The following is a 13,049-nucleotide window of genomic DNA, read 5'->3' on the forward strand; positions in this document are numbered from 1 at the left end:
TGCTCGACGCTTAAATCGTCGTAGACATATCATTCCTAATACCCGATATTCTCAATGGAGATCGTATGTATTATTCCTTAGTAAGGAAGGCATTGTTTCGGCTAGATCCTGAACGTGCCCATGATTTTACCTTCCGTCAGTTAAAACGTTTATCTCATTCCCCATTTCAATTTCTTATTCAGCAATCACTTCCTTCAAAACCTGTTTCCTGTATGGGACTCTCATTTAAAAATCCACTTGGTCTTGCAGCTGGTCTTGATAAGAACGGTGATTGTATAGATGCCCTTGGTGCTATGGGATTTGGTTTTATTGAAGTCGGCACAGTGACACCACGCCCTCAAGTGGGAAATGATAAACCGCGTTTGTTTCGGTTAGTGGAAGCTGAAGGGTTAATTAACCGTATGGGATTTAATAATCTCGGTGTTGATAACCTTATTGAAAATGTAAAACAATCTCGTTATGGCGGTGTGCTAGGTATTAATATTGGTAAAAATAAAGATACTCCTGTAGAGCAAGGCAAAGACGATTATCTGATTTGTATGGAAAAAGTTTATGCACATGCTGGTTATATCGCGATTAATATTTCATCCCCAAATACCCCGGGCTTGCGTACACTGCAATATGGCGAAGCATTAGACGATTTGTTATCTGCAATTAAAAATAAACAATTAGAGTTGCAAGGAAAATATCAAAAATATGTTCCTGTTGCCGTCAAAATTGCACCTGATTTAACACATGAAGAATTAATTCAAGTTGCAGATAGCTTAGTGCGTCATCATATTGATGGTGTTATTGCGACAAATACCACATTAGATAAGTCATTAGTCAGTGGATTAGATCATTGTAATGAAGCTGGGGGATTAAGTGGTCGCCCTGTACAATCAAAAAGCACACAAATAATTCGCCAATTAAATGAAGAATTAAAAGGCGCATTACCTATTATTGGTGTAGGTGGAATTGATTCATTAACAGCAGCCAGAGAAAAAATGGATGCGGGTGCTTCTCTTATTCAGGTCTATTCAGGATTCATTTATCAAGGTCCTGCACTTATCAAATCCATAATTAATCACATATAAATACATTTAATAATGAGTTAAGGGCTTTTCTTCTGCCCTTAACTCGTTTATATTGCCCCTAGTTGGTTATTTTTTATTAAATTGCACTGATTGTGCTTAATTAATAGTAAAATGAATCCTGTTTTTGTTAGGTGATATTAAATATTTTATTTATGTCATTTAATTTTGATTATTTTTCAGAGTATAAAACAGGTAATGAATCGAAGGGGGATTAATTAGTGATAATAAAACCCGATGATCGCTGGCGTTGGTATTTTGATGTTGAGCAACAAAGATTAATGCTTGATTTAGCCAATGGCATGGTTTTTCGTTCTCGCTTTCCAAGCAAAATGCTAAGTGAGAGTGCTTGCCAATCAGCATCTTTTACCGTCGATGATGCAGCTCTTTATTATGGATACGATGAGCAGATCCGCCAAATTGATATGCCATCAGAATCAAGAGCTGAATTAGCTTTAAATGCATTAATAGCCCATCGCTTTTTAAAGCCACTGATGCCCAAGAGTTGGTATTTTGAAGTTAACAATAATCCAACCAACCCTTATTTATCGCAAGTGGTAGGGGCTTCATTAAAAGAAGGTAATGAAAAAGCTCTTTTTTTAGTGGCAGAAGTGGGTACTCAAGCTTGTTTATGCTTATTAGCGCAACCTCAATTAACGTTATTCGATAGAACACTTAATTTTTGTGACCCAATAAAAATTATGAATGACAGGTTAAGCAATTACCATAAAGAATCGGAGTCAGGATCATTTTTGTACGAAAAAGTTATTTAACAAAAAGAGTAAAAAGGACTTACTCTTTTTATTATTACTCATTAATTTAACATCCAAAAAAATTTACCTTAAACAACACTTCCTAAAACCAAATCTCTATTATCCTTTTCTTATAATACACTTTTAGAAACAAATAAAATGAGTTCATCGATAATTCATTATTCAGGTCTTAATGAGATAATTCTTATTAAATAAACTGTTTTATTTAAAATAAAAAAAGAAGATAAGGGCAAATTACCTTCTTTTAATTTGTGATAAAGATAAGTGTTATTTTTTGTTAAGTGAAAGTTTTACATTACTTTTAGGTATGCAACTGCATGCTAAAATTTTACCTGCACGTTTAATGGCTCCTGCTTTTAATGCGTTAACATCACCTTCATCTAATTGAATTAGACAAGAGCCACAAAGACCAGCTCGACAACTATAAGGAATGGTATAGCCATTATTCTCAAGTTGCTCTAATAGTACTTCTTGATTATTACCTTCAAAAACTTCACCGTTAAATTCAATACTGACAGTCTGTTCTTGTGTGTTTTCAACAATAGGTACTGATTGTGTTTCAATAGGAGCTGTTACAAGATACTGTTTCGCTTTTTTATAAGCTAATACCTCAACAGTATCCCCCACACGAATAATGCCAGTTTGACGAATGATGACATTTTGACCAAAATCGACATCACCTGTTTCATCACTACGGAATGTTTGCAGTGTTGCAAGTGGTTCTGTGTTAGGATGTTTAACGCCTTTATCAATACTAATTGTAGTCATGATGCAACGGCTACAAGGTTTCATCAGATCCATCACAACAGAGCCAACACGAATAGTCTGCCAAGTATCTTCTTCAAAAGGCTTTGCACCTGTTATGAGGATATTACCTCGAAATTGCTCAATATTAATTGAAGCGGGGCAACGCTGTTGTAAGTATTGAAATGAGGCTTCATTAATTAATAAGTAAGGGTAACCATCAGCAAAAGAAACAGAGGTTTCCGGATTTTTTTTCACTCGACGTGTCGATTTTTCGCCAGTCCAACGAAGTTGAACATCCATATTTAAATAACGACTGAACCACTGATTTATTTCATCTGGAGCCACATACGCGGTAAAATGGTTGCCCCAAACTTCTGTCGGTTGCAATGTGGTCTCAAAATCTTGATAAGTGATAGCAATACCCTCACCATCAGGTGCTTGAATATAAATACCATTTGCCATGACAGTGGGAATAAAACACAGCAAAACGGGAAATTTTCGTGCCGTGATAAAAGTCCCTTCAGGGGTAGTTATCATAAAATCACGATCAAACGTGAATCCGCTCTCACGAGCAAATGCATGAGAAAGGCGAATTCCCTTCATTGATTTAACTGGGTGTATATAAAGGCGTGAAACGTTGATCATCGGTGCTCCCAAAAGACATTATTATTTTTTATAGCCAGTAACTTTATGACAACGTAATACAATTAGCTATAATGCCCAACAATTTTATTTTAGGTGGTAACAATACTATGCGCTCTCTGTTTGCCAGCACAGGCCGAGGTCTGGAAGAACTATTAAAATCTGAACTTGAACACCTTGGTGCTCAGGCTTGCCAGATAACCCAAGGCGGTGTTTATTTTCGTGCAGATGATAAAACCATGTATCAGTCTTTGCTTTGGAGTCGTTTAGCGTCACGTATTATGCTGCCGTTAAATGAATTCAATGTGTATAGTGATCTAGACTTATATCTTGGTGTGCAGGCAATTGATTGGAGTGAGATTTTTACTGTTAATCAGACCTTTGCTATCCATTTTAATGGTACTAATGACATTATTCGTAATAGCCAATATGGTGCATTAAAAGCAAAAGATGCCATCGTTGACTCATTTCAACGCAAAATAGGGCAACGTCCTGATGTAGCTAAACAATCTCCTGATATCCGCTTAACGATCCATCTTCATAAAGAAAAAGCATCACTCTCTTTAGACTTAAGTGGTGATGGCTTACATCAACGAGGTTATCGTGATTTAACTGGGCAAGCACCTTTAAAAGAAAATTTAGCGGCTGCGATCATTATGCGTTCTGGTTGGAAAACCGATACACCATTAATTGATCCAATGTGTGGCTCAGGAACATTATTAATTGAAGCTGCTATGATGGCGACAGACTGCGCTCCAGCATTAAATCGAGTTCATTGGGGCTTTCGTCATTGGTTAGGCCATGATGAAGCATTATGGAAAGAAGTCACTCATGAGGCTTTTGCTCGTTTTCGTGAAGGTAAAAAGAATACCACTGCTCGTTTTTATGGTTTTGATGTTGATAAACGCGTGTTGGATATGGCAAGAGCTAATGCGCGTAGAGCTGATGTTGCTGATTTAATTACTTTTGCTCATGGTGATGCGGCAAAACTGACTAATCCTGTGTCAGCAGAAATAAAAGGAACAATTATCAGTAACCCGCCTTATGGTGAGCGTTTAGAAAGTGAGCCAGCACTAATTGCACTGCATAGTCAATTAGGAAGAGCTATAAAGGCACACTTCCCAGGTTGGCGATTATCATTATTTAGTGCATCACCTGAGTTATTGAGTTGTATTCAATTACGTGCAGAACGCGAGTTCAAAGCAAAAAATGGCCCTCTTGATTGCGTACAGAAAAACTATTTACTTTCTGATACCCCATCAACAATTAACACTGGGCTTGCTGAAGATTTTGCAAACCGTTTGCGTAAAAATGAGAAAAAACTCGCGAAATGGGCAAAACAACAGCAAATTGAATGCTATCGCTTATACGATGCTGATTTACCTGAATATAATGTTGCCGTAGACCGTTATGGCGAAAAAGTCGTTATTCAAGAATATGCACCACCTAAAACTATTAATGAACATAAAGCTCGCCAACGTTTGTTTGATGTTATTAGCGCTACGATGGAAGTATTAGCATTACGTTCTGATCAACTGATTTTAAAAACCCGCCAACGCCAAAAAGGTAAATTACAGTATGAAAAAATGGCAGAGAAGGGTGATTTCTTTTTAGTTAATGAATTTGGTGCAAAATTTTGGGTAAATCTTACGGATTACCTCGATACAGGGCTGTTTTTAGATCACCGTATTGCACGAAAAATGCTGGGTGAAATGAGCAAAGGAAAAGATTTCTTAAACCTCTTTGCTTATACCGGTACTGCATCTGTACATGCTGGGATTGGTGGTGCAAAAAGTACGACGACAGTCGATATGTCACGCACTTATCTTGAATGGGCGGAGAAAAACTTCCAAGCAAATGGCCTATCAGGTAGACAACATCGTTTAATGCAGGCTGACTGTTTACAATGGTTAATGCAAAGTAATGAACAATTTGATGTGATTTTTATCGATCCACCTACGTTTTCTAACTCAAAGCGTATGGAAAATACCTTTGATGTTCAACGTGATCATATTGAATTGATGAAACATCTAAAGCGTTTGTTGAGAAAAGGTGGCACGATCATGTTCTCAAATAACAAACGTGGGTTCAAAATGGAACATGAAGAGTTAGCAAAAATAGGATTATCCGCAAAAGAGATAACACAGAAAACATTATCGCAAGACTTTGCGCGTAACCGCCAAATCCACAATTGCTGGCTGTTAACTCATGCTGGTGAGGAATAATTTACAATGCCGTTAATTAGTTTGACAGGGGCTTATTTATCTTTCAGTGATGCTCCTCTATTAGATAGCACCGATTTATTTATTGAAGAAAATGAACGCGTTTGTTTAGTTGGTCGTAATGGTGCCGGAAAATCAACACTATTAAGAGTGTTATCAAAAGAACAACCTTTAGATGATGGTCAAGTTGTTTATGAGCAAGATCTTGTAACTGCTCGCTTACAGCAAGATCCCCCAAGAGATATTGAAGGCACTATCTTTGATTTTGTTGCTGAAGGTGTTGAAGAGGATGCTAAATATCTAACGGATTATCATCATATTTCTAAATTGATTGAGACAGATCCTTCTGATAAAAATCTCAATAAAATGGCAGAGCTGCAAGAAGTACTCGATAGTCGTAACTTATGGTTACTTGATAGCCGAATTGCAGAAGTGCTAGAGAAACTTGGTTTAGATGGTGAAGCTGAGCTTTCTTCTTTATCGGGGGGTTGGTTAAGAAAAGCGGCATTAGGGCGTGCATTAGTTAGCGCACCAAGAGTGTTGTTTTTAGATGAACCAACAAACCACCTTGATATTGAAACGATCCTTTGGCTTGAGAAATTTTTAAAAGATTTCCAAGGAAGCATCGTATTTATTTCCCATGACCGTTCCTTTATTCGAAATATGGCAACCCGTATTATCGATCTTGATCGAGGCAAACTTTCTTCATGGCCGGGAAATTACGATAAATATCTTGAGAGCAAAGAAGAAGCATTACGTGTTGAAGAGCAACAAAATGCAGAATTTGATCGCAAATTAGCGCAAGAAGAAGCGTGGATACGACAAGGGATTAAAGCACGACGTACTCGTAACGAAGGTCGTGTACGTGCTCTAAAAGCATTGCGTGTTGAACGTAGTGAACGCCGTGATGTGTTAGGCAGTGCGCGTATGCAAGTCGAAGAAGCAACTCGTTCTGGTAAAATCGTATTTGAGTTAGAAGATGTTAATTATAGTATTGGAACCCGCAAGTTAGTTCGCGATTTTTCTGCCAAAGTACAACGTGGCGATAAAATTGCGCTGGTGGGACCAAATGGTTGCGGTAAAACTACATTGTTAAAACTGATGTTAGGTGATTTAAAAGCTGACAGTGGTCGAGTGCATTGTGGTACTAAACTTGAAGTGGCTTATTTCGATCAACATCGTGCCACTCTTGATCCAGATAAAACTGTGATGGATAACCTTGCTGAAGGTAAGCAAGAAGTAATGGTCAATGGCCGCCCTCGTCATGTATTAGGTTATTTACAAGACTTTTTATTTCCACCTAAGCGTGCAATGACACCGGTTCGGGCACTTTCAGGTGGTGAAAGAAATCGTTTATTACTGGCTCGTTTGTTTTTAAAACCAAGCAATCTACTTATTCTCGATGAACCAACCAATGATCTTGATGTTGAAACATTAGAGTTATTAGAAGAACTCGTGGATGCGTATCAAGGCACTGTTTTACTGGTTAGCCATGACCGTGAATTCGTTGATAATAGTGTCACGGAATGTTGGATCTTTGAAGGTGATGGCGTTATTAATAGTTATGTAGGTGGTTATTACGACGCTCAGCAACAAAGAGCACAAACAGTTTCACTGAGAAGTGAACAAAATAAATCACGTAATGCACCAGAAAAAGCTGAAAAAGAAGCTAAAACTAAAGATAGCGCTAAAAAGAACACCCGTAGTGGCAATAAGTTAAGTTATCATTTAGCGCGTGAACTTGAACAATTGCCTGCTAAACTAGAAAGTTTAGAAACACAGTTAAGTGCCTTACAAGAAGAAGTAAGTGCCCCAGACTTCTTTACTCGTCCCCATGAGGAAACTGAAAAAGTCTTGAAAACACTTGCGGATAAAGAACAAGAGCTTGAAACCGCTTTTGATCGATGGCAAGAGTTAGAACTGATGCAAAGCGGTGAATAAATCGCCAGCCGAAAACGGGGCATTTGCCCCGTTTCACTTTCTGGATTAAATATTCTTTTATTGATCATTAAAAAATAAGAGGTGTCACTGTGTGTTCTGGTCAACAACATCGTCATGAACATAAGCATGAGCAAATATTATGTCCTCAGTGCGATCTGGTGGTCAGTGTTCCTGAATTAGTGCAAGGAACCAAAGCAACATGTCCTCGTTGTCACACAGTGCTAACGGCACGTTGGCGCCAGCCTTTTTATCAACCTGTAGCATTGGCAATCAGTGCATTATTTATGTTACTGATGGCGAGTCAGTTTACATTTGTCAGTATGGAAGTTGCGGGTATTGCTAATAACGTAACATTGATGCAGATCCCAAGAGTGATGTTTAGTGAAAACTACATTGAATTGGGGGCTTTTTTCTTACTATTTGTTCAAATTGTGCCTGCTTTTTGTATGGTGGCAATTTTATTACTGTGTACCCCAATCAAACTGCCTAGAAAATTACAAATCTGGTTATCTCGTATTTTATTCCAACTTAAATCATGGTGTATGGCTGAAATTTTTCTCGCGGGAATTTTAGTTAGTTTTGTAAAATTAATGGCTTATGGTGATATTGGTTTAGGGTTAAGCTTTTTACCTTATGTTTTGTATTGTTTATTTCAAATCCGCGCCTTTCAGTGCCTTGATAGACATACACTATGGGAAAAACTAGAGCCACGCCCTGATTATCCTAGTATTAAATCAGGTAAACCAGGATTAAAACAAGGCGTAAGATTATGTCGCTCATGTACGGCAATCTTACCAGTAGATCAATACGAATGTAGTCGTTGTGAAGTTAAAGGACATGCAAGAAGACCGAAAAGCTTGCAATGGACAGTCTCACTGTTGATTACATCACTTATTCTTTATATCCCTGCAAATTTATTGCCTATTATGGTGACCGAATCGCTAGGTAATAATCTTTACTCTACGATTATGGCTGGGGTGATTTTGTTATGGGAAGATGGCTCTTATCCTGTTGCGATGGTGATATTTATTGCCAGTATTATGGTGCCAAGTTTGAAAATGATAGCAATAGCTTGGCTGTGTTGGGATGCACACAAATCCAGTGGTAAAAGAGATCCTGCTAGAATGCATTTTCTCTATGAAGTTGTTGAATATGTAGGGCGTTGGTCAATGATTGACGTCTTTGTTATCGCTGTTTTAGCTTCATTAGTCAGAATGGGACGTCTGATGAGCATCTATCCAGATTTTGGTGTAGTGCTATTTGCAGTAGTTGTTGTATTAACGATGTTCTCTGCAATGATGTTTGATCCTCGGTTGACGTGGGATAAATGTACAGCCGATGATGATAAACCGATGATTAAGGAGCCTAAGGGTGACTGAAAAGAATGAAACTGCTTTAACAGAAGCAAAAATTAACAAACTAAAAAGCTGGTCTCCAGTTTGGATCATACCGCTTGTCACCTTATTGATTGGTGCATGGATACTTTATTATCATTTCAGCCATCAAGGTCCAGAAGTTACCTTAATTACTTATAATGCTGAGGGCATTGAAGCGGGTAAAACAAAAATCAAAAGTCGTAGTGTTGATATTGGTTTAGTCGAAAGTGTTACACTCGATAGCAATTTTAGTCGTGTTATTATTAATGCGCGCCTAGATACAGGTATGAATGAGCTATTACGGTCAGATACCGCTTTTTGGGTTGTAAGACCTCAAATAGGTAAAGAAGGGGTGACCGGTTTAGGTACCTTGCTTTCTGGTGCCTATATTGAATTACAACCAGGTCTAACTGGTAAAGAGAAAGGTGAATTTAATCTTCTTGATGCACCTCCTCTTGCTTCACCTGATGCAAAAGGTATTCGCATAAACTTGGTGAGTGAAAGAGCCGGGCAGTTAAATGCGGGAGATCCTGTTTTATTCAGAGGTTATCAAGTTGGCTCTGTAGAAACCAGTGAATTTAATATTGATAGCCGAGACATGCATTATCAACTCTTCATTAAAGCGCCTTACGACAAAATGGTGACATCCAATGTTCGTTTCTGGAAAGATTCAGGAATTGCTTTTGATATGTCTTCATCGGGTGTGCGTGTTGAAATGGCATCACTTTCTACACTCTTTAGTGGTGGCGTGAGTTTTGATGTGCCGGCTGGTTGGTTACCTGGTGAACAAATTGCACCTAAAACAGAATTCAAACTCTACGATAATGAAAAGAGTATTCAAAACTCCTTATATACAGATTATCGCAGTTACATCATGTTTTTCTCTGATTCAGTAAGAGGGTTACAAGCTGGAGCACCGGTTGAATTCCGAGGAATTCGAATGGGGACTGTTGTGCAAGTGCCTTATTACACGAAAGGAATGCAACAATCGCTTGATAAAGATTTTCGTATTCCAGTGCTTATCCATGTTGAACCAGAACGTTTTGCCAATGATGTTGGTGAAAGTTTTGATTTCGTTAAAGAGATCTCTTCAGCTTCTAATAATGGTCTAAGAGCTTCATTAAAATCAGGAAATCTTTTAACGGGTGCTCTGTATATTGACCTTGATTTCTATCCAGACGAAACAAAATGGGAAGGACCTCAAGAGGTCGCTGGTTTTCAACAAATTCCTACTGTTAGCTCAGGTTTAGCGCAAATTCAGCAAAAAGTGATGACATCGCTTGATAAGATCAACAATCTTCCGGTTGAACCGATGCTTAAAGAGATGACAGCAACTTTATCTGAAAGCCAAAAAGCAGTAACTGAGGCAAAAGAAACACTGAAAGCATTAAATGCCATGATTGGCAGTGATGAATTTAGAAATCTTCCTAATGATATTCAACAGTCACTGAAAGAGATCAATCGTAGTATGCAAGGGTTCCAACCAGGCTCTCCGGCATACGGAAAAATGATCGATAATATGCAGCAGCTTGATCAGGTTTTAAGAGAAATGCAACCTTTATTGAAAACATTAAACAATAAAAGTAATGCATTAATTTTTGAGGCGAAGGAAGGTAAAGATCCAGAACCAAAGAGGGCTGAAAAATAATGAGATACATTATTGGAATATTTGTTTTGATGCTAACGGCATGTTCAAGCCAAACTGAGAAAACCTATTACCAGTTACCTGATATTTACCAAACAGGGGTATCAACTCAAGTTACGACAACACAGTCAGCGAAAAGGCCTCAAATTTGGGTTCAGCCGATCCGTTTGTCCAATATGCTGGTTAATGCTGGTATTGTTTATCAAACAACAGATATTAACTATACCGTAGCAAATCAACATTTATGGATAAACCCACTTGATCAGCAATTACAACAGAACCTCATTTCAGGTTTAACAAAAGCACTACCAGGAACTGTTGTTGCGAACCAGCCAATTGAAGATAATTTAGCAAAATTAACAGTTACAGTTAATTACTTTCAAGGTCGTTATGATGGGCAAGTGATCATTTCTGGTGATTGGATTTATACTGAAAATAATAAAGTGATTAGTCAGCCATTCTCTCTTGTGTTGACACAAACAGAAGATGGTTATCCTGCTTTAGTCCGTACATTAGGGCAAGGCTGGGAGCAGGTTGTTTCTGATATTGCGACAACAATTCAAACTCAATATTAACTAGCCTAGCATACATTTATTTAAACCCAATATTCTCTTAAATTGCATTTAAGTTGAATATTGGGTTTTGTTTATAAAAAAAGGAACAATATGTTAGAAATGCTTAAAAAGAAATATCCCTCTGCAATCAGCTGGTCATTTGGTGATAATGCTCAGTTAGCGGATGAACTTGCAGTGCTGGTGGTCGAAGGAAAAAAAACGGCAACGTGTAGTTCATTAAGCGGTTTTTTTAGTGACAGTACTATTCCTGTTATTGGTGGTTTTAGCATTATTTTAAATAGTCAAAATGAGCCTGTTTGCGTTATTCGCACACGTTCTATGCAGTTAATCCGTTTTAATGAAGTTACAGAAGAACAAGCTAAGAAAGAAGGGGAAGGGGATTTAAGTTTGGCATATTGGCAAGACGGACATAAAACTTTTTTTACTCGAGAAGGTCATTTCTCAGAAGATATGGAGTTGGTATTTGAAGAGTTTGAATTAATAGAAGTATGTAAGAGGTATTAATAACTTATTTTACTTTCCAAGATGGCTAATTCCTTAATAACAATAAGGTAATTCTAATAGGCTTTTCTATAAATAAATAAAGAAAGAGAAAAAAGTTATATCGGCTAATAATAGCTTATATTGACATTACTTTAAAAATAAAGATTATTTTTGTTTATTTAATTTGTTGATTATATAAGATAAAAATAGATGTTATTATCTGAAATATTTTTAAATATTTTCAGATCAATAGGTTAACTTAATCTCTATTTTAAATCTTAAATTTAACTCTACAAATATTAATTAAATAAAGTTAATGATAACAAGTGTTATTAAAGTTAAATTTAGCTCGGCTTCACAAATATGACATTTGTATTAACTTCTTTACTTGCTTAAATGCTCAATAAAGCGTATCAATTTATAGTGGCTGTTGAAAAAACAATCATTATCTTTCCGCTTAAACTTAGAACGTGAGGGTTGTCTAGACATGAAAAGACAGAAACGAGACCGTTTAGCAAGAGCATTATCGAAAGGTTATCAAGCTGGTATGCAAGGCCGTTCAAAAGAGCTTTGTCCTTATTTCGCGATTGATGCGCGTTCACATTGGCTGGGAGGTTGGCGACAGGCCATGGAAGATCGCCCAAGTCTGGTAAAATAAATAACCCGTCGTAGTAAAATAAACAATGGTGATATTAAATATAATCACTAAATTTTGCCGACGAACAGAATAAGGGTTATTTATATATATTTCTGTGCTCACATTGAACACAGGACAATTTGAGTATAAATAACAAACAGTAGTTATAAATTGAATACAAAAAGGCTTGCATATTTTGCGAGCCTTTTTACATTCAGTTGTACTTATTTTCTTACGTAAACGAAACCCATAAATGGTGAAAAAATATATTGATAAAAACTAAAATGAATATGATCTGTTTTTTATAAAGAAAATAAATACATTATTAGTACAGATAAAAAAATACCGTGTACTGTATATTACACGGTATTTCTATAATAATTTTTTGGAATTACCGATCTTAGAATGCAGTCGTATCTTTAAATAAGCCAACTTTTAAATCTTTTGCTTCATAAATCAGCTTACCATCAACATACACTTCACCGTCGGCGATACCCATAATCAGTCTACGATTGATAACACGTTTGAAATCAATTTTATAGGTAACTTTTTTTGCAGTTGGTAATATTTGTCCAGTGAATTTAACTTCACCGACACCAAGAGCACGACCTTTTCCTTCACCACCAAGCCAGCCAAGATAAAAGCCAACAAGTTGCCACATGGCATCAAGGCCTAAGCAACCCGGCATCACAGGATCATTGACGAAATGGCAATCAAAGAACCATAAGTCAGGCTTGATATCGAATTCTGCTTCGATAAAGCCTTTATTATGGGTGCCGCCATCTTCAGTCATTTTAATGATGCGATCCATCATTAGCATATTACCAGACGGCAGTGGTGGGCCATCTTGGCCAAATAATTCACCACGGCCTGAAGCAATGAGGTCTTCTTTAGAATAAGATTCGCGTTTATCAACCATTGTCTATATAGCCTTT

11 protein-coding genes are annotated in these 13,049 nt (G+C 37.2%); 9 read left to right on the forward strand and 2 right to left on the reverse strand.

Features of this window, described 5'->3' with window-relative positions; genetic code table 11:
* The first annotated feature begins 65 nt into the window (after positions 1 to 65).
* Together pyrD and ABN080_RS00900 are read left to right on the forward strand one after the other, a co-directional pair.
* Positions 66 to 1,076, forward strand: a complete 1,011-nt coding sequence (pyrD, locus tag ABN080_RS00895) for a quinone-dependent dihydroorotate dehydrogenase (protein ID WP_036912193.1) — start codon at positions 66 to 68, stop codon at positions 1,074 to 1,076.
* Positions 1,077 to 1,294: 218 nt separating this feature from the next.
* Complete coding sequence (locus ABN080_RS00900) at positions 1,295 to 1,846, forward strand: cell division protein ZapC (RefSeq protein ID WP_196553331.1); 552 nt, start codon at positions 1,295 to 1,297, stop codon at positions 1,844 to 1,846.
* A 267-nt stretch (positions 1,847 to 2,113) separates the two neighbouring features.
* Here ABN080_RS00900 and ABN080_RS00905 read toward each other — a convergent pair whose 3' ends face one another.
* Positions 2,114 to 3,238 (reverse strand): YcbX family protein, encoded by a 1,125-nt coding sequence (locus ABN080_RS00905; RefSeq protein ID WP_196553330.1) that lies wholly within the window; start codon positions 3,236 to 3,238, stop codon positions 2,114 to 2,116.
* Between the two features lie 107 nt (positions 3,239 to 3,345).
* Between ABN080_RS00905 and rlmKL the strand changes: the two genes are divergently transcribed.
* The 7 genes from rlmKL (at position 3,346) to rmf (ending at position 12,135) form a co-directional block, all read left to right on the forward strand.
* Positions 3,346 to 5,460, forward strand: coding sequence for a bifunctional 23S rRNA (guanine(2069)-N(7))-methyltransferase RlmK/23S rRNA (guanine(2445)-N(2))-methyltransferase RlmL (rlmKL, locus tag ABN080_RS00910; protein ID WP_196553329.1), 2,115 nt, complete (start codon positions 3,346 to 3,348; stop codon positions 5,458 to 5,460).
* A gap of 6 nt (positions 5,461 to 5,466) precedes the next feature.
* Positions 5,467 to 7,398: an ABC transporter ATP-binding protein gene (locus ABN080_RS00915; RefSeq protein WP_349440132.1), complete on the forward strand. Its 1,932-nt coding sequence runs from the start codon at positions 5,467 to 5,469 to the stop codon at positions 7,396 to 7,398.
* Positions 7,399 to 7,487: 89 nt separating this feature from the next.
* Positions 7,488 to 8,777, forward strand: coding sequence for a membrane integrity-associated transporter subunit PqiA (pqiA, locus tag ABN080_RS00920; protein ID WP_349440133.1), 1,290 nt, complete (start codon positions 7,488 to 7,490; stop codon positions 8,775 to 8,777).
* Positions 8,770 to 10,422 carry an intermembrane transport protein PqiB gene (gene pqiB, locus ABN080_RS00925; protein ID WP_340895855.1) on the forward strand — a complete coding sequence of 551 codons (1,653 nt, stop codon included), beginning with the start codon at positions 8,770 to 8,772 and terminating at the stop codon, positions 10,420 to 10,422. Before pqiA ends, pqiB begins: the two co-directional genes overlap by 8 nt.
* Complete coding sequence (gene pqiC / locus ABN080_RS00930; RefSeq protein WP_349440135.1) at positions 10,422 to 10,994, forward strand: membrane integrity-associated transporter subunit PqiC; 573 nt, start codon at positions 10,422 to 10,424, stop codon at positions 10,992 to 10,994. The genes pqiB and pqiC overlap by 1 nt, the downstream gene beginning before the upstream one ends.
* Positions 10,995 to 11,084: 90 nt before the next feature.
* The gene (locus ABN080_RS00935; protein ID WP_072069648.1) at positions 11,085 to 11,498 is read left to right on the forward strand and encodes an ASCH domain-containing protein; all 414 of its coding nucleotides are present in this window, start codon (positions 11,085 to 11,087) and stop codon (positions 11,496 to 11,498) included.
* Positions 11,499 to 11,964: 466 nt separating this feature from the next.
* A complete protein-coding gene (gene rmf, locus ABN080_RS00940; protein WP_023581348.1) occupies positions 11,965 to 12,135 on the forward strand; it encodes a ribosome modulation factor in 171 nt (56 codons plus the stop codon).
* A gap of 379 nt (positions 12,136 to 12,514) precedes the next feature.
* Here the strand turns inward: rmf and fabA are convergent, their stop codons facing one another.
* Entirely contained in the window at positions 12,515 to 13,033 is a 519-nt protein-coding gene (fabA, locus tag ABN080_RS00945) for a bifunctional 3-hydroxydecanoyl-ACP dehydratase/trans-2-decenoyl-ACP isomerase (protein WP_349440136.1), read from the reverse strand.
* Positions 13,034 to 13,049 lie beyond the last annotated feature (16 nt).

This window comes from Proteus sp. fly-1089 (assembly GCF_040138965.1).
GTDB lineage: Bacteria > Pseudomonadota > Gammaproteobacteria > Enterobacterales > Enterobacteriaceae > Proteus > Proteus vulgaris_B.

Bases quoted from the DNA above. Each gene is read 5' to 3' on its own strand.
- pyrD (WP_036912193.1), top strand. From the start codon at position 66: ATGTATTATTCCTTAGTAAGGAAGGCATTGTTTCGGCTAGATCCTGAA.
- ABN080_RS00905 (WP_196553330.1), bottom strand. From the start codon at position 3,238: ATGATCAACGTTTCACGCCTTTATATACACCCAGTTAAATCAATGAAG.
- rlmKL (WP_196553329.1), top strand. From the start codon at position 3,346: ATGCGCTCTCTGTTTGCCAGCACAGGCCGAGGTCTGGAAGAACTATTA.
- ABN080_RS00915 (WP_349440132.1), top strand. From the start codon at position 5,467: ATGCCGTTAATTAGTTTGACAGGGGCTTATTTATCTTTCAGTGATGCT.
- pqiC (WP_349440135.1), top strand. From the start codon at position 10,422: ATGAGATACATTATTGGAATATTTGTTTTGATGCTAACGGCATGTTCA.
- ABN080_RS00935 (WP_072069648.1), top strand. From the start codon at position 11,085: ATGTTAGAAATGCTTAAAAAGAAATATCCCTCTGCAATCAGCTGGTCA.
- rmf (WP_023581348.1), top strand. From the start codon at position 11,965: ATGAAAAGACAGAAACGAGACCGTTTAGCAAGAGCATTATCGAAAGGT.
- fabA (WP_349440136.1), bottom strand. From the start codon at position 13,033: ATGGTTGATAAACGCGAATCTTATTCTAAAGAAGACCTCATTGCTTCA.